The 17660-nt window shown below is 65.3% G+C and carries 22 protein-coding genes; 9 read left to right on the top strand and 13 right to left on the bottom strand.

Annotated features, from left to right (window positions below):
- Positions 1 to 82: 82 nt before the first annotated feature.
- On the bottom strand, positions 83 to 958 hold the full coding sequence (locus tag AC6H0R_RS02215; RefSeq protein ID WP_497579702.1) for a phosphoribulokinase: 876 nt from the start codon (positions 956 to 958) through the stop codon (positions 83 to 85).
- Positions 959 to 973: 15 nt separating this feature from the next.
- Positions 974 to 1786, bottom strand: coding sequence for an inositol monophosphatase family protein (locus AC6H0R_RS02210; protein WP_497579701.1), 813 nt, complete (start codon positions 1784 to 1786; stop codon positions 974 to 976).
- A 41-nt stretch (positions 1787 to 1827) separates the two neighbouring features.
- Between AC6H0R_RS02210 and AC6H0R_RS02205 the strand changes: the two genes are divergently transcribed.
- From AC6H0R_RS02205 to AC6H0R_RS02190, 4 genes are all read left to right on the top strand, one after another.
- Positions 1828 to 2553, top strand: a complete 726-nt coding sequence (locus tag AC6H0R_RS02205) for a 16S rRNA (uracil(1498)-N(3))-methyltransferase (protein WP_497579700.1) — start codon at positions 1828 to 1830, stop codon at positions 2551 to 2553.
- Between the two features lie 12 nt (positions 2554 to 2565).
- Positions 2566 to 4050 carry a polyphosphate:AMP phosphotransferase gene (gene pap, locus AC6H0R_RS02200; RefSeq protein WP_497579699.1) on the top strand — a complete coding sequence of 495 codons (1485 nt, stop codon included), beginning with the start codon at positions 2566 to 2568 and terminating at the stop codon, positions 4048 to 4050.
- 61 nt (positions 4051 to 4111) lie between these two features.
- Positions 4112 to 5473, top strand: a complete 1362-nt coding sequence (gene argA, locus AC6H0R_RS02195) for an amino-acid N-acetyltransferase (RefSeq protein WP_497579698.1) — start codon at positions 4112 to 4114, stop codon at positions 5471 to 5473.
- Positions 5474 to 5533: 60 nt separating this feature from the next.
- Positions 5534 to 5809, top strand: coding sequence for an oxidative damage protection protein (locus tag AC6H0R_RS02190; protein ID WP_497579697.1), 276 nt, complete (start codon positions 5534 to 5536; stop codon positions 5807 to 5809).
- Positions 5810 to 5886: 77 nt separating this feature from the next.
- Here the strand turns inward: AC6H0R_RS02190 and phoU are convergent, their stop codons facing one another.
- From phoU to moeA, 3 genes are all read right to left on the bottom strand, one after another.
- Positions 5887 to 6591 (bottom strand): phosphate signaling complex protein PhoU, encoded by a 705-nt coding sequence (gene phoU, locus AC6H0R_RS02185; protein ID WP_497579696.1) that lies wholly within the window; start codon positions 6589 to 6591, stop codon positions 5887 to 5889.
- Between the two features lie 65 nt (positions 6592 to 6656).
- The gene (rpiA, locus tag AC6H0R_RS02180; RefSeq protein WP_497579695.1) at positions 6657 to 7325 is read right to left on the bottom strand and encodes a ribose-5-phosphate isomerase RpiA; all 669 of its coding nucleotides are present in this window, start codon (positions 7323 to 7325) and stop codon (positions 6657 to 6659) included.
- A gap of 20 nt (positions 7326 to 7345) precedes the next feature.
- The gene (moeA, locus tag AC6H0R_RS02175; RefSeq protein WP_497579694.1) at positions 7346 to 8578 is read right to left on the bottom strand and encodes a molybdopterin molybdotransferase MoeA; all 1233 of its coding nucleotides are present in this window, start codon (positions 8576 to 8578) and stop codon (positions 7346 to 7348) included.
- Positions 8579 to 8677: 99 nt separating this feature from the next.
- On the opposite strand from moeA, the gene AC6H0R_RS02170 reads away from it, so the two are divergent.
- Positions 8678 to 9487, top strand: coding sequence for a ferritin-like domain-containing protein (locus AC6H0R_RS02170; RefSeq protein WP_497579693.1), 810 nt, complete (start codon positions 8678 to 8680; stop codon positions 9485 to 9487).
- Positions 9488 to 9535: 48 nt separating this feature from the next.
- Here AC6H0R_RS02170 and AC6H0R_RS02165 read toward each other — a convergent pair whose 3' ends face one another.
- Positions 9536 to 10156 carry a c-type cytochrome gene (locus tag AC6H0R_RS02165; RefSeq protein WP_497579692.1) on the bottom strand — a complete coding sequence of 207 codons (621 nt, stop codon included), beginning with the start codon at positions 10154 to 10156 and terminating at the stop codon, positions 9536 to 9538.
- Between the two features lie 119 nt (positions 10157 to 10275).
- Here AC6H0R_RS02165 and yihA point away from each other — a divergent pair, with 119 nt between their 5' ends.
- Positions 10276 to 10917 carry a ribosome biogenesis GTP-binding protein YihA/YsxC gene (yihA, locus tag AC6H0R_RS02160; protein ID WP_497579691.1) on the top strand — a complete coding sequence of 214 codons (642 nt, stop codon included), beginning with the start codon at positions 10276 to 10278 and terminating at the stop codon, positions 10915 to 10917.
- A 153-nt stretch (positions 10918 to 11070) separates the two neighbouring features.
- Positions 11071 to 12087 carry a porphobilinogen synthase gene (hemB, locus tag AC6H0R_RS02155; protein ID WP_497579690.1) on the top strand — a complete coding sequence of 339 codons (1017 nt, stop codon included), beginning with the start codon at positions 11071 to 11073 and terminating at the stop codon, positions 12085 to 12087.
- Here the strand turns inward: hemB and AC6H0R_RS02150 are convergent.
- Positions 12084 to 12728 (bottom strand): pyrimidine 5'-nucleotidase, encoded by a 645-nt coding sequence (locus AC6H0R_RS02150; RefSeq protein WP_497579689.1) that lies wholly within the window; start codon positions 12726 to 12728, stop codon positions 12084 to 12086. The genes hemB and AC6H0R_RS02150 overlap by 4 nt on opposite strands.
- Positions 12729 to 12766: 38 nt before the next feature.
- Positions 12767 to 13759 (bottom strand): biotin synthase BioB, encoded by a 993-nt coding sequence (gene bioB / locus AC6H0R_RS02145; RefSeq protein WP_497579688.1) that lies wholly within the window; start codon positions 13757 to 13759, stop codon positions 12767 to 12769.
- A 318-nt stretch (positions 13760 to 14077) separates the two neighbouring features.
- On the opposite strand from bioB, the gene AC6H0R_RS02140 reads away from it, so the two are divergent.
- The gene (locus tag AC6H0R_RS02140; protein ID WP_497579687.1) at positions 14078 to 14512 is read left to right on the top strand and encodes a ComF family protein; all 435 of its coding nucleotides are present in this window, start codon (positions 14078 to 14080) and stop codon (positions 14510 to 14512) included.
- Positions 14513 to 14536: 24 nt separating this feature from the next.
- Positions 14537 to 15001, top strand: a complete 465-nt coding sequence (locus AC6H0R_RS02135; protein ID WP_497579686.1) for a tRNA (cytidine(34)-2'-O)-methyltransferase — start codon at positions 14537 to 14539, stop codon at positions 14999 to 15001.
- Between the two features lie 14 nt (positions 15002 to 15015).
- Here AC6H0R_RS02135 and AC6H0R_RS02130 read toward each other — a convergent pair whose 3' ends face one another.
- From AC6H0R_RS02130 to AC6H0R_RS02110, 5 genes are read right to left on the bottom strand one after another with little or no spacing between them, the layout of a single operon-like run.
- On the bottom strand, positions 15016 to 16008 hold the full coding sequence (locus AC6H0R_RS02130; RefSeq protein ID WP_497579685.1) for an NAD(P)H-dependent glycerol-3-phosphate dehydrogenase: 993 nt from the start codon (positions 16006 to 16008) through the stop codon (positions 15016 to 15018).
- A 4-nt stretch (positions 16009 to 16012) separates the two neighbouring features.
- Entirely contained in the window at positions 16013 to 16465 is a 453-nt protein-coding gene (locus AC6H0R_RS02125) for an SH3 domain-containing protein (protein ID WP_497579684.1), read from the bottom strand.
- Between the two features lie 2 nt (positions 16466 to 16467).
- Positions 16468 to 16926, bottom strand: coding sequence for a protein-export chaperone SecB (gene secB / locus AC6H0R_RS02120; protein WP_497579683.1), 459 nt, complete (start codon positions 16924 to 16926; stop codon positions 16468 to 16470).
- 26 nt (positions 16927 to 16952) lie between these two features.
- Positions 16953 to 17222: a glutaredoxin 3 gene (gene grxC, locus AC6H0R_RS02115; RefSeq protein ID WP_497579682.1), complete on the bottom strand. Its 270-nt coding sequence runs from the start codon at positions 17220 to 17222 to the stop codon at positions 16953 to 16955.
- Complete coding sequence (locus AC6H0R_RS02110; RefSeq protein WP_497579681.1) at positions 17219 to 17659, bottom strand: rhodanese-like domain-containing protein; 441 nt, start codon at positions 17657 to 17659, stop codon at positions 17219 to 17221. Before AC6H0R_RS02110 ends, grxC begins: the two co-directional genes overlap by 4 nt.
- Position 17660 lies beyond the last annotated feature (1 nt).

Here is a 17660-nt window from a genome sequence, read left to right as displayed (position 1 = left end):
TATCCCCGAATTTGCTGCCCTGCGGTAGGGCGACCGGAGCGGGGTCAACAGTACAGGGCGCAAACCCGCTGGTACGACGGCATTACAATGCTTTGCGTTTTTTCTCCATCAGTTTCCAGATCAGCGGCGTGAGGATCAGCTGCATCGCCAGGTCGAGCTTGCCGCCTTCGATGACGATGGTGTTGGCGCGTGACATGAACGCGCCGGCGATCATGTTGAGCAGGTAGGGGAAGTCGATGCCGCGCGGGTTCGAGAAGCGGATCACGACCATGGATTCGGCCAGCGAGGGCACATCCCGCGCGATGAACGGGTTGGATGTGTCGACCACCGGCACGCGCTGGAAATTGATGTGGGTGCGCGCGAACTGCGGAACGATGTAATGCACGTAATCGTGCATGCGGCGCAGGATGGTGTCCTGCACGGCTTCGGCCGAATAGCCGCGCACATGGGTGTCGCGGTGCAGCTTCTGCAGCCATTCGAGGTTGATCGTCGGCGCTACGCCAATCAGCAGGTCGGCGTGCTTGGCGATGTTGATCTTGTCCGACATGAAGCCGCCATGCAGGCCTTCGTAGAACAGGCAGTCGGTCCCCACCGGCAGGTCATCCCAGTCAGTGAACGTACCCATCGGCAGGTTCCAGCGCACCGACTGCTCTTCGTTGTGGATGTACACGCGCTTGCGGCCGATGCCCGATTCGCCGTAGCCACGGAACAGCGCTTCAAGGTCTTCGAGCAGGTTGGCGTCCGGGCCGAAGTGGCTGATGCCACGCTCGCCGCGCGCTTCGGCTTCCTCGATCTGCTGCTTCATTTCGGCGCGCGTGAAGCGGTGGAAGCTGTCGCCCTCGACAATGGCCGCATTCACGTTCTCGCGATGGAAAATGCGCTCGAAGGTGTCCTTCACGGTCGTGGTGCCGGCGCCGGACGAGCCGGTGACGGCGATGATCGGGTGTTTCGCGGACATGAGGTTTTCCGTTGGTCAGGGGGTGTGGGCGGCAATCCAGCCGCGCCATTGCGAGAACAGGTCGGGGCTGGCGGCGGCAATGACGCCGCGCTTGACGCCTGGCGGAGCCATCAGCGGCTGTCCGTCCAGCGCCATGCCGACGCCGCCGGCTTCCGACAGGATCAGGCTGCCGGCGGCGTAATCCCACAGCATCTGGCCGCCGTGCAGGTAAACGTCGAGCCGACCGGCGGCGGTAAAGCACCACTCCAGCGCACTGGAGCCGAAATTGCGTTGCGAATAGAACGGCGGGTGGCGCGAGAGTTCGTTGCCGAGTGCAGCCGGTACGCGCTTGAAGTCGACGCCGGCCACCGCCTCGCCCAGCCCTTCGGCCGGCCGGCGCAAGGGTAAGCGCGTGCCGTTGAGGAAAGCGCCAGAGCCCTTGGCGGCGTAGAAGGATTCGTCGGTGACCGGGTTGTAGACCACGCCGAAACGCGGTTCGTGATCGACCAGATACGCAATGGACACCGCGAAGAACGGAATGCCGTTGAGGAAGTTGGTGGTGCCGTCGATCGGGTCGATGCACCACAGCCCCTTGCGCCCGTCCGCCCACAGCGCCTGCTGCTGGTCGAGCGTCATCTCCTCGCCGAGTACCGGCCCGGAAAGCAGGCCGGGCAGTTCGCGTTCGAAGTGATGCTGGGATTCAAGATCGGCTTCGCTGAACAGCGTGCCGTCGGATTTGCAGTTGCGCGCCGTGCGCAGATAGCGCGGCAGGATGACTTCCCGCGCGACATCGCGCACGAGCGATTCAAGTGCCCGGGCGCGGGCGAGGCGATGCGAGGGGTTGGGCATGGGCTCCCCGCAGGGTATGGACCAGGCCATATACTAGCACCATGGTTTCCCGCTTCTTCTCCCCCGAGCCGCTGCCACAGGGCGATTGCTTCGAATTGCCCGATGCCCTCGCGCATCATGCCGTACGCGTGCTGCGCCTGTCGGCCGGCGAGCGCATCGTGTTGTTCGATGGCCTTGGCGGCGAGGTCGAGGCCGTGCTCGAAGGGCAGGGCAAGCGCTGGTCTGCCCGCTTGGTGGAGCGCCGCGCGGTGGAGCGCGAATCGCCACTGCAGATCGTGCTGGTGCAGGCGCTGGCGAGTGGCGACAAGATGGACTGGGTGGTGCAGAAGGCCGTCGAGCTGGGCGTGTCGGCCGTCATCCCGGTACGCGCGACGCGCAGCGTGCTCAAGCTCAACGGCGAGCGCGCCGACAAGCGAGTGGCGCATTGGCGCGAGGTGGCCGTGTCGGCCTGCGAGCAGAGCGGGCGAAACCGCGTGCCGGAGGTGGCCGACATCGTCGATCTGCGCGACTACCTGGCGCAACACCGCGATGGCCCGCAAAGGCTGATTCTCGACCCGCTCGGCGGGCAGCGCCTGGCCGAGCTGGGCAAGCCTGATGTGGCCTGCCATCTGCTGATCGGCCCGGAAGGCGGCTGGAGCGACGAGGAGCTGGCGGCGTGCCGCGCAGCCGGTTGCGACGGCGTGACGCTCGGCCCACGTGTATTGCGCACCGAAACCGCCGGGCTGGCCGCGCTGTCGGCCATGCAGGCGCTGTGGGGCGATTTCTGAACGGGAAACCGAATGTTTGAATCCGCCGAAATAGGCCACAAGGTCAGCAAGAGCGACTTCCGCAAGGCCGAGGACAAGCTGCGTACGGCCTTGCTCGACGCGCAGTACGAGCTGCTCGAATCACGTGCCTTCTCTGTTGTGGTGCTCATTGATGGTGTTGAAGGCGCCGGCAAGGGCGACACCGTCAATCTGCTCACCAAATGGATGGACCCGCGTCACATCGAGGTGCGCGGTTTTGATGAGCCATCCAGTGAGGAGGCCGAGCGCCCCTACATGTGGCGCTTCTGGCGCGTGCTGCCGGCGCGCGGCCGGCTGTGCGCCATGTTCGGCGACTGGTACGCCGGTGCCTTGCGCGAGCGACTGGACGAGGCTTCTTCCAGAGCGGTTTTCGAGCACCGGCTCGACGAGATCAACCGTTTCGAGACGATGCTGGCGCGTGAGAAGGTGGTGCTCGTCAAGCTGTGGTTCCATCTCTCCAAAGAGTCACAGAAGCGCCGCTTCGACACCCTGACGGCGGATGACCGGACGCGTTGGCGAGTGACCGACGAGGACTGGGCGGCGCACGAGCGCTACGATCGCAACCGTGAGCTGGCAGAGGCCATGTTGTGTGCCACCGACAGCGCCGAAGCGCCGTGGGTCGTCATCGACAGCGAGGATGCCAATCACCGTGCGCTGGCGGCCGGGCGCAGCGTGCTCGATGCAATCACGCGGCATCTGGCGCGTGATCGCGAAGCGCCCGCGCGGGAGGCGTCGCGCCCCGAGCTGCCAGCCTTGCCGGACCGTCGAACCTTTCTCGATACCCTGGAGTTGTCGCAGAAGCTCGGGCGCAAGGATTACGACGAACAGCTCGAGCTGCTGCAGGGGCGGCTGGCGCTGCTGACGCGCGACAAGGCCTTCCGCAAGCGCTCGCTGGTGCTGGTGTTCGAGGGCATGGACGCGGCCGGCAAGGGCGGTGCGATCCGCCGCGTCACGGCGGCGCTGGATGCCCGCCACTACCGCGTCATCCCGATTGCCGCGCCCACCGACGAGGAGGCTGCGCGCCCGTATCTGTGGCGTTTCTGGCGGCATGTTCCACGGCAGGGCAAGACCGTGATCTTCGACCGCTCGTGGTATGGCCGCGTGCTCGTCGAACGGGTTGAGGGCTTTGCTGCCGAGCCCGACTGGATGCGCGCCTACGGCGAGATCAACGACTTCGAGCAGACGCTGGAAGAGGCTGGTGCGGTGGTCATCAAGTTCTGGCTGGCCATCAGCAGCGATGAGCAATTGCGCCGCTTCCGCGAACGCGAGGCCGAGCCGCACAAGCGCTTCAAGATCACGCCCGAGGACTGGCGTAACCGTCACAACTGGGCTGCGTATGAAGAGGCCGTGTGCGACATGATCGGACGTGCCGGCGGCGAGCGGCCGTGGACCATCGTCGAGGCGGACAACAAGCACTACGCCCGCATCAAGGTCTTGCGCACGATCTGCGATCGGCTGGAACAGGCGCTCAAGTCCTGAGCTGCCGCGCACTGGTGGCATTCCGATAGAATCACCGCATTCCGATGCAAAGGTGATGCCCGTGAGCCGTGATTCCCAGACCTCCGAAGCCCGCATCGTGGCCGCCGACGAGACGGCCGCGCAGTTCGTCGCGTGGGTGCGCGGGGCCGCGCCCTACGTGCATGCCTTCCGCAACAAGACCTTCGTCATCGCCTTCGGCGGCGAGGTCATGGCTGATCACGACCGCGCCCAGCGCTTTGCCTACGACTGCAACCTGCTCTCGGCGCTGGGTGTGCGGCTGGTGCTGGTGCATGGCGCGCGGCCGCAGATCGATACCGAGATGGCGCGTCGCGGGCTGGAGCCGCAATTCCACAATGGTCTGCGGGTAACCGACGCGCCGGCGCTGGAGTGTGTCAAGGTGGCCATGGCGGTAACGCGTTTCGAGGTCGAGGCGCTGCTCTCGCAAGGCCTGCCCAATACGCCGATGGCCGGCAGCTACATCCGCGTCACCGGCGGCAATTTCATCACCGCGCGTCCGGTGGGCGTGGTCGATGGCATCGATTACCAATACACCGGCGCGGTGCGCAAGATTCTCGACGAAGAGATCAAGGCTGACCTCGACCAGCAGAACGTGGTGCTGATCACGCCGCTGGGGGTGTCGCCGGCCGGCGAGATCTTCAACCTCAGCATGGAGGACGTGGCCGAGGCCGTGGCCGTCACGCTGAAGGCCGAAAAGCTGGTCTATCTGTGCGACGCGCCGGGCTTGCTCGATGAGGACGGCCACCTCATCGAATCGGTCACCGCCGATGAGGCGCAGCGAGCCTTTGACGCCAACGAAGGCCTTACCGAAGACCTGCACTACTACCTGCCGGGCGCGATCCGTGCCGTGCGCAAGGGCGTGGGCCGCGTGCATCTGATCGACCACGACAAGGACGGCGGCCTGCTGCTGGAGTTCTTTACGCATGCCGGGGTTGGCACCGTGGTGACGCGCGACCCGCTGTTCCGCATGCGCGAGGCTACGGTGGAAGACATCGGCGCGCTGGTGTCCCTGATCCAGCCGCTCGAAGCCGACGGTTCGCTGGTGCGGCGCGGGCGCGAACTGCTGGAGCAGGAGGTCGAACGCTTCACGCTGGTCGAGCACGACGGCGTGCTGGTGGGCTGCGCGGCGCTGTATCCGTTCGGTGATGAAGGTTCGGCCGAACTGGCGTGTCTGGCGGTGGCGCATGAGTATCGTCGTGCCGGCTTGGGAGAACAGTTGCTCAAGCGGCTCGAGAAACGCGCCCGTGCGATGGGGCTGGAGCGGCTGTTCATCCTCACCACGCGTACCGCGCACTGGTTCCGCGAGCGTGGTTTCGTCGAGACCGGGCCGGATGCACTGCCCAAGAAGAAGCTGGAGCTCTACAACTACCAGCGCCGCTCCAAGGTTTTCGTCAAACCGCTTTGACCGCGCCGGTCGCGGTGTGGCTGTTAAAATGTGGCCACATCGATTCGCAAGAGGTACGTCATGACCCGTATGGTCAATTGCATCAAGCTCGGCCGAGAGGCTGAAGGTCTGGAGCGTCCGCCGGTGCCGGGCGCACTCGGTCAGCGCATTTTCGAGAACGTCTCGAAGGAAGCCTGGCAGCAGTGGGTCAAGTACCAGACCATGCTGATCAACGAGAACCGCCTGAACCTGATGGACGCCAAGGCGCGCAAGTACCTGGCCGAACAGATGGAGCGTCATTTCTTCGGCGAGGGCGCCGATCAGGTCGAGGGTTTCGTCCCGCCCCCGCCGGCCTGATCCGTCCGGCAGTCCAAGCAATAAAAAAAGGCAGCGGCTTTCAGGCCGCTGCCTTTTTTTGTGCAGCCCTTGTCCGTTCAGTCGGCCGGGCGCACGGCTTGTTCCATGTCTTCGGGGGAGGTGTGACGCACATCGCGTCCGCGCGCCATGAACACCACGTACTCGGCAACGTTGGTGGCGTGGTCACCCACGCGCTCAATGGCCTTGGCGATGGTCAGCAGATCGAGCGACCGGATGACGTGGCCGGGGGTCTTCATCATCAGCGTGGCAAGGTCGCCCATGATGCCCTTGATGACCGCGTCTACATCCTTGTCCTCACGCGCCAGTTCAGGGGCCAGCGAGACATCGCCCCGCACATAGGCGTCGAGCGCACGCTCCAGCATGCCCACGGCGTGCTCGGAAACCGTCAGCAGATTGACCTGCGGCACGCTGTCGGGGTCGGCGCCGACGATCTGGCGTGCGGCCTTGGCAATCTTCTTGGCTTCGTCACCGACACGTTCCAGATCGGTAATCATCTGCATGGTGGTGGTCAGCATGCGCAGGTCTGCGGCGGCCGGGGCGTGCTTGACGATGATCTGCACGCAGCGCTCGTCGAGGTCGACCTCTTCGCGGTTGATGCGCTTGTCACGCAGGATGACCTGCTCGATCAGTACCTTGTCGGATTCGCCGAGGCCGCGAATGGCGTCGCGTACCTGCTGGCAGACCTCCTGGCCCATCAGGACGACCCGCTGGCGCAGCTCGTCGAGGTCGCGGTCGAATTGGGCGAAGGTGTGCTTGTTCATCTGTTCGTGGACTCCAAAATGAGTCCGCGCAGACTAGCACCGTCGTGTGACGGTTTTGTTGCAGTTCACGCAGGTCGGCGGCTGAGGCTCCGCACCCCGGTCGGGGTGGCCAGCAGCAGCTCGTCCGCGCTGCGGCGGGCAAACAGGCCGTTGGTGACGACGCCGGCGATGTGGTCGATTTCGCTCTCCAGCGCGCTCGGCTCCGAAATGGTCAGCCCATGCACGTCGAGAATCAGGTTGCCGTTGTCGGTGATGAATCCGGCCCGTTCGACCACGTTGCCGCCAAGCCGTGCAAGCTGGCGGGCGACATGGGCGCGGGCCATCGGTACGACTTCGATCGGCAGGGGGAAGCGGCCCAGGCATTCGACCCGTTTGGTTTCATCGCAGATGCAGATGAAGCGCTGCGCCACGGCGGCGACGATCTTCTCGCGCGTCAGTGCCCCGCCGCCACCCTTGATCATGGCGAAGCCGTGATCGATCTCGTCGGCGCCATCCACGTACACCGGGATGTTGTCGACATCGTTGAGGTCGAACACGCGGATGCCGGCAGCAGCCAGGCGGCGGGTGCTGGCGTCGGAGCTGGATACCGCGCCGATGATCTTCGAGCGCATCTCGGCCAGGCCGTCGATGAAGTGATTGACCGTGGAGCCCGTGCCGACGCCGACGATGCTGCCGTGCGGAATGCGGTCGAGGGCGGCCAGTGCGGCGGCCTTCTTGAGTGCGTCCTGATTCATGCGGTGATTCCCGTGGTGGGTCAGACGAGGCCGTCGAAAGGCTGGACGATGACGCGGCCGCCGGCCGGAACGTCGCCGCATTCTTCCGGCAGCACGATGAAGCAGTTCGCTTCGGACATGGATTTGAGTACGCCCGAGCCCTGGCTTCCGGCCACCCGCACCTGCGGACCCTCGCTACTCCAGTGGAAGCGCCCGCGCACGAACTCGCGGCGCCCCGGTCGCTTGCCGATGGCGTTGGTGCAACGGGCCTCGAACAGCGCCGGTTCCGGCAGTGGCGACACGCCGGACAGCGTGAGCAGCGCATCACGCACGAACTGGTAGAAGGTCACCAGTACGGCGACCGGATTGCCGGGCAGGCCGAACATCCATGCCCCGTCTACGCGGCCAAAGGCCATGGGGCGGCCTGGTTTGATCGCAAGCTGCCAGAACGAAACCTGACCGAGCCGGCCGAGCATCTCGCGTGTGTAGTCGGCTTCGCCGACTGATACGCCGCCGCTGGTCAGGATTACGTCGGCACTGGCGGCTGCACTGCGAAACGCTTCTTCGATGGCGGCCGGATCGTCGGGGATGACGCCCATATCGATCAGCTCGCAGCCCAGGCGCGTGAGTGCGCCGAAGAGCGTGTAGCGGTTGCTGTCGTAAATCTCGCCGGGCGAGAGCGGCTTGCCGATCGAGGCCAGCTCGTCGCCGGTGGAAAAGAAGGCCACGCGCAGACGACGGCGTACCGTCACCTCGGCAATGCCCAGCGAGGCAATCAGCCCGATCTCGGCCGGGCCGCACAAGGTGCCGGCGGGCAGGGCGATGCTGCCCAGCTTCAGGTCCTCGCCCGCGCGGCGCAGGTTCTGTCCCTTGCGCACCTTCGCCGGGATGAACACCGTCTTGTCTTCAGTGCGCGTGGCTTCCTGCGGCACGATGGTGTCGGCGCCTTCGGGAATCGGTGCGCCGGTCATGATGCGCACGGCCTGGCCAGCGCCGATCAGTCCGCTGAACGGTCGGCCTGCAAAGGCGCTGCCCACCACGGCAAGGCGGGTCTCGGCGTCCGCGGTGAGGTCGCCGAAGCGGATTGCGTAGCCGTCCATCGCCGAGTTGTCGTGCGCGGGTACGTTGCACGGGGCCATGACGTTCTCGGCCAACGCGCGGTCGAGCGCGGCGCGCACGGCCACGCGCTCCCAGCCATCGATCGGTGTGAGCGGGCCGAGAATGGCCTCGCGGGCATCGGCGACGGAGAGCATGTTCTTGGGTTGCGGATTCATGGCTTCTCTTGAACGTGTTCGGATTTACGCAGGCGGACCCGGCGCATTATCCCCGATCCGTCGGCTCGCTGCAGTATGCGGGGCGATAGAATCGGCAGCATGACTCCTTCCCTGCATCAGGCCGCCGCTGAAACCCTGGCCATTCACGACCCTGCCGAGAAGTGCGCGGCCACCCAGGCGATGCGTACAGCCCGCGCTGCAGGCCGTCTGAGCGTGGTGGCCGGGCCGGATGATCCGCAAGCGCTGACCGCCCCTGGCCGGCCGGCGCTGCCCGAACTGGTCGCGCCGGAGCAACTGAAACCACGCAAGCCCGCCACCCCTGAGGGGCATGCCGCGCTGATTCACGCCATTGCGCATATCGAGTTCAATGCGATCAACCTCGCGCTCGACTGCATTGCGCGCTTTCGCAGCTTCCCGGAGGACTTCCACGATGGCTGGCTGAAGGTGGCGGCAGAAGAGGCTGAGCATTTCTCGATGCTGCGCGCGCGCCTGCGTGAGCTGGGGCATGACTACGGTGATTTTCCCGCCCACAACGGCCTGTGGGACATGGCCTGCCGCACTGCGCATGATCCGCTGGCGCGCATGGCGCTGGTCCCGCGCGTGCTCGAAGCGCGCGGCCTGGATGCCACGCCGGTGATCATGAACAAGCTGCGCGCCATCGGCGATGAGGCGACGATGGCGATTCTCGACATCATCCTGCGCGATGAGGTCGGGCATGTTGCCTTGGGCGACCGCTGGTTCCGCATGCTGTGTGCGGAGCGTGGGCTGGAGCCGGAGGCTACTTATCTGGCACTGATGGATGATTTCGAAGCGCCGTACCCGCAGCCGCCGCTGCACGAAGCGGCGCGGCTGGAGGCCGGCTTCTCGCCTGCCGAGATCGAGCGCCTGCGCGCCGGTCGGCGACGGTAAACGAAAAATGGCGGCCGGAGCCGCCATTCCTGTCGAAGCCGTGTGCGCTCAGCGCAGGCCGGCAGCGTAATCGGCCACCGCAGCCATTTCCTTGTCGGTCATCTTCAGCGCGATGCTGCGCATCATTTCCGCCGGATCGTTGGCGCGATTGCCGTCGCGGAAGGCTTGCAGCTGAGTCAGCGTGTACTTGGCGTGCTGACCGGCGATGCGCGGGTACTGTGCCGGCATGCCCGAGCCGCTCGGGCCATGACAGCCCGCACAGGCCGGAACGCCCTTGGAAGCGATGCCTGCGCGCCAGATCTGGCGGCCTTGTTCGACGGTGTCGGCGTTCTGTGCCACTTCCGGTTGCAGCGTCTGCTGCGCGTAGTAGTAGGCCAGCGAGAGCTTGTCGTCATCCGACAGCGCGGCAACCATCGAGCCCATGATCGCGTTGGCGCGAGCCGGCGGATTGCCGTTGATCGAAGAGAAATTCCGCAACTGCTTGTAGGTGTACTCGGGGATCTGGCCGGCGAGTTTGGGGTTGTCCGCGATCGTGCTGTTGCCGTCGGCCGCGTGACAGCCGACACAGATGGAATCAGCAAGCTGCTTGGCGCGATCAAGATCGGGGGCCTGAGCATGCAGCCCACCGGTGGCCAGAAGCAGCGAAAGCAGAAGGGAACGCTTGATCATGGGTGTCCTCTGAAAGCTGTGAGCGGATACACAAACGCGGTATTCTATATTAACTCGTCGCCTCTGCGCGAAGCCCCGAATTTTTCCCGATGCCGGGCCTCGCGCGGTGTCCACTCCAGATGCCCATATTCCGTAACGCTCAGTTTGAAATTTCCATTGCCAAGACCTCGGGTCTGCCACCTCCGGTGGGGGCTGAGGTAGCCTTTGCCGGGCGGTCAAACGCCGGAAAGTCCAGTGCAATCAATACGCTGGCTGGCCATGTCCGACTGGCCTACGTCTCCAAGACGCCCGGCCGCACCCAGCTCATCAACTTCTTCCGCCTCAACTGCGGCGCGGCATTGGTCGATCTGCCGGGTTATGGCTACGCCAAGGTTCCCCCCGAGATTCGCAAGCAATGGCAGGGGCTGCTCGAGCGTTACCTGAGCAAGCGCGAGAACCTGATCGGGATGGTGCTGATCATGGATTCACGTCATCCGATCACGCCGCTTGATCTGCAGATGATCGGCTGGTTCGCCCCGAGCCGTCGTCCCATCCACATCCTGCTCACCAAGTCCGACAAGCTTTCCAAGAACCAGGCAGCCGCCTCGCTCGCGCTGGTGCGTCGCGAGCTGGGCCATCTGGCCGGGCAGGTGAGCGTGCAGCTCTTCTCGAGCCTCAAGAAAACCGGCATCGAAGAGGTCGAGCATGTCGTCGCGGGCTGGCTTGGCTTGCCGCAGGATGAGCCCGCCATAAAAGAAAAACCCCGGGCCGAAGAGACGTAAGCCCGGGGTGAACGCCTTCGCTGAAGGCTCCCGCTCAGGGAGGGAAGCGGGGGATGCCAGTTACGCATCCGTGTGTTCTGAGTGCCACCGCGTCGATCGGTTCCCTCGTGTCGTGAGATTTTCACATCACGTTGTTTCAAAAGGAGGTTCCAGATGAGATCTGGTCCAGCATTCCCCGCCATCCGCATGCGCCGCATGCGTCGCGACGACTTCTCGCGCCGCCTCATGTGCGAGCATCGTCTGTCGGCGGACGACCTGATCTATCCGGTGTTCGTGCTTGACGGTGAAGACCGCGTCGAGGCCGTGCCGTCCATGCCCGGCGTCGAGCGCGTGAGCATCGACCGCCTGCTCAAGGTGGCCGGCGAAGCCGTAGAGCTGGGTGTCCCGGCCATCGCGCTGTTCCCGGTCATTGATGCCTCCGGCAAGACACCCGAGGCCGAAGAAGCCTGGAACCCCGACGGCCTCGTGCCGCGTACCGTGCGCGCCCTGAAGGCCGCGTATCCCGACCTCGGCGTCATTACCGACGTCGCGCTCGACCCCTACACCAGCCACGGTCAGGACGGCCTCATCGACCCGGCCGACCCGCGCGGCTATGTCATGAACGACGAGACGCTCGAAGCGCTGGCTAAACAGGCCCTGTGCCATGCCCGCGCCGGCGCCGACGTAGTTGCTCCGTCCGACATGATGGACGGCCGCGTCGCGCGCATCCGCTCTGCGCTGGACGCCGAACGCTTCATCCACACCCGCATCCTCGCCTACTCGGCCAAGTACGCATCGAGCTTCTACGGCCCCTTTCGTGACGCCGTCGGCTCCGCCGGCAACCTAGGCAAAGGCGACAAGCACACCTACCAGATGGACCCGGCCAACTCCGATGAAGCCGTGCGCGAAGTCGCGCTCGACATCGCCGAGGGCGCCGACATGTTCATGGTCAAACCCGGCATGCCGTATCTGGACATCGTGCGTCGCGTAAAGCACGAGCTGCAGGTGCCGACCTACGTCTATCAGGTCAGCGGCGAATACGCGATGTTGAAAGCCGCCGCTGCCAACGGCTGGCTCGCCGAGCGCGCCTGCGTGCTAGAAGCCCTGTTGTCCTTCAAGCGGGCGGGTGCCGACGGCATCCTGACCTACTTCGCGTTGGATGCGGCGCGCTGGTTGCGCGGCGCAGATTAAGGTCCGACCAATCTTCGGAAGGTTCGGCGCAATTCCAGTACCGAGCCGATCTTCATGTCGGCATAGGCGGGCTGTTTCTGCCCGCGACTGACCAGCACGGTCTTCATGCCCAGTCGCTTGGCGGTACGCAGGTTAGCCGGCGAATCCTCTACCAGAATGCAGCGCTCCGGCCGCAGGCGGTATTCCCGCAACAGGTGGCGGAAGGCGCGCACGCCGGGTTTGGGCTCGAAGCGCATGTGTTCGACGGCAAACACGTCGTCGAAGTGGCGGCGAATGCCCATGGCGCGGACGATAGCCTCGACGTACAGCGCGGGGCCGTTGGAGAACACGATTTTGCGGCCGGGCAGACGACGCAGCATGGCGGACAGGGCGCGGTCGAACACCATCATTTCGTGCAGGCGGTCGAAGCGATGTGTCTCGGCGAGGAAGTGGTGCGGGTCGGTGCCGTGGTGGCGCATCAGGCCGGTCAGCGTGGCGCCGTAGCGTTGCCAGTAGGCCAGGCGCAGGGCGTTGGCTTCGTCCTCGGGTACGCCCAGATGCTCGGCCAGGTAGGCCGTCATGCTGCGGTTGATGTGCGGAAAGATGTGGGCGCTGGCGTTATGCAGCGTGTTGTCGAGGTCGAACAGCCAGACGGGGTGCATGCGGAGGGGCGCGGGCCTTGCGGCCCGCGTGAAACCGGTCAGATGGCCTGCAGGCCGAGTCGCTGGAACAGCTGCTCGTCGTGGTTGGCCTCGGGATTGTCGGTGGTGAGCAGGCGGTCGCCGTAGAAGATGGAATTCGCGCCGGCCATGAAGCTCAGGGCCTGCATCTCGTCGCTCATCTGCTGGCGGCCGGCCGACAGGCGCACGACGCTGCCGGGCATGGTGATGCGGGCTACGGCGATGGTGCGTACGAACTCGAAGGGGTCGATGTCTTCGTTGCCGGCCATCGGCGTGCCGGGGATGGGCACGAGGTTGTTGATGGGCACGGAATCAGGCGCCGGGTGCATGTTGGCGAGCTGGGCGATCATGCTGGCGCGACCGCGGCGACCTTCGCCCATGCCGACGATGCCGCCGCAGCAAACATTGATGCCGGCATCGCGCACCTTGTCGAGGGTGTCGAGGCGGTCGGACATCTTGTGCGTGGTGATCACGTTGCCGTAGAACTCGGGTGCGGTGTCGATGTTGTGGTTGTAGTAATCGAGGCCAGCGTCGGCGAGCTTCTCGGCCTGACCGTCGCGCAGCATGCCGAGCGTGACGCAGGTTTCCAATCCGAGCTTCTTGACCTCGCGCACCATGTCCAGCACGGGCTCCAGGTCGCGGTCTTTCGGGCCGCGCCAGGCCGCGCCCATGCAGAAGCGCGAGGCGCCCTTGGCCTTGGCGGCGCGGGCGTGTTCCAGCACTTCGTCGAGCGGCATCAGGCTTTCCTTCTCCAGCCCGGTGTCATAGCGCGAGGACTGCGAGCAGTAGCCGCAGTCTTCCGAGCAGCCGCCGGTCTTGATTGAAAGCAGGGTGGAGCGCTGTACGGCGTTGGCCGGGAAGTGCTCGCGATGCACGCGCTGCGCCTCGAAGACGAGGTCGAGGAAGGGGCGCTCGAACAGCGCGGCGACTTCAGCGGTGCTCCAGCGGCGGGCGGGGGCGGCCTGGGCTGCGGTGGGGCTTGCGCCAGTTTGTTCTGCCAATCCCGTTGTCATTTCAGTATCCTTTGCCAATTCTGCGCGAGTGGCGCATGTTCCGGTCAGGGGGTGCGCTTGTCAAACCTGCGACGATTGCTGCGATCCCTGAGCGGCCTTGTGTTGCCGCAAGCCTGCGAGGTGTGCGGTGCGCGTTGCGGGAACGACCCCGTCTGTGTCGATTGCGTGGCCGATCTGCCGTGCGCTGCCGCCCCCGCGTGTGTCGTGTGTGCCTTGTCCCTGCCAGTACCCGGTGTGTGCGGGCGCTGCCTGAAGCGGCCGCCGGCATTCGACGCCAGCCGTGCAGCGCTGGCGTATTCGTTTCCGGTGAATCGCCTGGTGCAGGCGCTGAAGTATCGGCACCGCCTCGGTCTTGCCGCGTATTTTAGCGGGCTTCTGCTTCAGACTGGGCGGCCGGAAGGGGTGGATTGTGTCGTGCCGTTGCCGATGCATCCGCGCGGCCTGCGTGAGCGCGGCTTCAATCAGGCGGTCGAGCTGGCGCGGCCGCTGGCACAAGCCTGGCAATTGCCGCTGTGGCTGGATGCGGTGCAGCGCACGCGGGACGGGCCGCCGCAGGCCGCGCTCAACGGTTTGGCACGGCGGCGCAATGTGCGCGGCGCCTTTGCAGCCGACCCGGATTGTTTCGTCGGGCGCTCGGTGCTGGTGGTTGATGACGTGATGACGACGGGGGCGACGCTGGAAGCGCTGGCGCGAGAACTCAAGCGCGCTGGGGCCGTTCGCGTGGAAAATGTCGTCGTTGCGCGCACGCCTTGAGCGCGCGGAGTTTGCGGAGCCCCGATGTTCGATGTTGTGCTGTACCAGCCTGAAATTCCCCCCAATACCGGCAACCTGATCCGTCTCGCGGCGAATACCGGCATTCGCCTGCATCTGGTCGAGCCCTTGGGGTTCGATCTGTCCGACAAGCAGCTGCAACGTGCCGGGCTGGACTATCACGATCTGGCCCGGGTGGCCGTGCATCGCGACTGGGCGGCCTGCTGCGCTGCGTTGGTCGGACGGCGCATGTTCGCCTTGAGCGTGCGGGGTACGCGCAGCTACGCCGAGGTAGCATTTGCGCCGGATGACGTGTTCGTGTTCGGGCCGGAAACGCGCGGACTGCCGCAGGAACTGTTGGACGAGCTGGGGCCGGACGCGGTGTTGCGCGTTCCGATGATGCCGTCGAACCGCAGCATGAATCTGGCCAATACCGCTGCGGTGCTGGTGTTTGAGGCGTGGCGTCAGCAGGGGTTTGCGGGCGCGGGGTGAGGCGTCAGCTCGTTTCAGCCATGTTCGTGCTTGGGTTCGCGTCCGAGCAGGCTTTCGACGGCTTCGCGCGGGCCGATGTGGTCAGAGTGGAGCAGGGCGTCGATGGCTTCGGTGATGGGCATTTCGATGCCCATACGGGCCGCCAGACTGGCGGCTGAGCGGGCCGTCGGCACGCCTTCGGCAACGTGGCCGAGGTTCTTCAGGATGTCCGTCAGACCTTCGCCGCGCGCCAGCGCGAGGCCGACGCGGCGGTTGCGCGACAGGTCCCCGGTGCAGGTCAGGATCAGGTCGCCCATGCCGGCCAGACCGGTGAGGGTTTCCGGGCGGGCGCCGAGCGCAACGCCAAGGCGGGTGATTTCGGCCAGCCCGCGGGTGATCAGCGCGGCGCGGGCGTTGAGGCCGAAGCCCATGCCGTCGGAAACGCCGGCGGCGATGGCGATGACGTTTTTCAGCCCGCCGCCGATCTCGGCGCCGATCAAGTCGGTGCCGGCGTAGATGCGAAAACGCGGCTGGTGCAGTGTGCGTGCCCAGAAGTCGGCGAAGTCGCGGCTGGCCGAGGCCAGCGTTACGGCGGTCGGCATGCCGGCGCCGACTTCGGCCGCAAAGCTGGGGCCGGTGAGTACGCCGCAAGGGGCGTCCGCGCCGATTTCCTCGAACACGATTTCATGCGGCATGCGGCCGGTGTCCGCCTCCAGACCCTTGCAGGCCCAGATCATGGGGGCATCCGGGTAGCTGGCGCGCAAGGCCTTGGCTGTGCTGCGCAGGCCGGCCAGCGGTGTGGCGATGAGATGAAGGTCGGCGTCGCGGGCGGCCGTATCGAAATCGGGTGTGACGTGCAGGCGCGCGGGGAAATCGACGCCGGGAAGATAGGCCTCGTTGCGGCGCGTACTCCCCATCAGCTCGATCTGGTCGGTTTCGCGCGACCACATCACGACGTCGTGCTCGCGGGCAAACGCCACGGCCAGCGCCGTGCCCCACGAGCCGGCGCCAAATACGCCGATACGCATCAGATCACAGCCCCCAGACTTCGGTGACCCTGAGGTAGCCGACGATGCCGGATTTGTGTCGCACCTGGATCCAGCCGTCGTTCGGCTCGCCGACCAGGTCCAGCACTACGTTGCGGACCGCTTCAAAGCTGATCCCCGCGCCGGTTTCCGGTGACTGTCGGGCCGAGGCTTTTTCGGCGGTGATCAGCACGGTGCGCTCCTTGCGCAGCGCGCTGCGCTGGATCCAGTTGATCGAGCCGCTCGGATCGCGCACCTTGACCCACTGGTCAAGCTCGACGACGACTTCCACGGGCGTGCCGGGGGAGGCGATGAACAGTTTGCGACCCTGTTCCGAGGGCGTTTCATACAGCACCGCCGGCTCGGCAACGGAGTTGAACTTGAGGGCCGCCTGCGCGCCCGCTGCAGACAGAGCCAGCACGGAGGCGAGGACCAGACTGCGGAGGGGGCGATTGTTCATGATTACTGATCCTGTTCGTCGGTGGAGGCGGCGCCTTGCTGCTTTTGCGACTGGTACAGCGCCTCGAAGTTGACCGGCTGCAGCAGCACCGGCTGGAAGCCAGCGCGGGTGATCGTGTCGGACACGGTCTCGCGCGCATACGGGAAGAGCACATTGGCGCAGCCGATCATCATCACCGGCTCGAGTTCGGCTTCGGGGATGTTGCGCAGCTGGAAGATGCCGGCCTGCGCCACTTCAACCAGGAACACGGTACGCCCGTCGGGCACGCTGGCCGAAACATTGACCACCAGCGAGACCTCGTAGATGCCTTCTTCGATGTTCTTGCCGCTGGTGCTGAACTCGATGTTGAGCTTGGTGTTGTCGAGTTGCAGGTAGATCTGCGGGGCGTGCGGGATCTCGAGCGAGAGGTCCTTGACGTAGATCTTTTCGATCGAGAAGACGGGTTGGGCTTGTTCGGTCATTGTCCTGGTCTTGAAGGGTGAGTGTGTCAGTCAGCCGTGCGGGCGAGCAGGGTATCGAGACGTCCGGAGCGATCAAGGTCGATCAGGTCGTCGCAGCCACCCACATGGTAATCGCCAATGAAGATCTGCGGAACCGTGCGCCGGCCGGTGATTTTCATCATCTCGTCGCGCAGCGAAGGGTCGAGATCGACGCGAATCTTTTCCAGTGCGGTCACACCGCGACTGTTGAGCAGCTGTTCGGCGCGTACGCAGTAGGGGCATACCGCGCTGGTGTACATGCGGATGTGCGCCATCATGCCTTCTTGCCTTTGGGCTTGCGTCCGGTGGTCAGCGGGTTGCCGGCTTTCTCCCACTCCGCCAGGCCGCCCTGCAGGTTGAACACCTGATCGAAGCCGGCCTTCTGCAGTTTGGAGGAGGCACTGCGCGAGCGCGAACCGCTGGCGCAGCACAGGATGATCGGCGCCGGCTTGAGCTTCTCGAGCTCGGGCATGCGACGCTCCAGCTCGCCCATCGGGATGTGGCGAGCATTGGGGATGTGGCCCTGGGCGTATTCACCCTGTTCGCGGATGTCGATCACCACGGCGTCGTCGCGGTTGATCTTCAACGTGGCTTCGAGCGGCGAAATGATCGACTTGTTACCCAGCGTACGGATGGTGTCGACGATGATGAAGGTGACGGCGGCCAAGGCCAGCGCCACCCAGTGGATATTGCGTTGCAGAAATTCGGCTTCCAAT

The sequence above is a fragment of the Pseudazoarcus sp. NS36 genome (assembly GCF_059703705.1).
The sequence above is the reverse complement of the archived record's forward strand: the minus strand, read 5'-3'. Positions and strand labels throughout refer to the sequence as shown.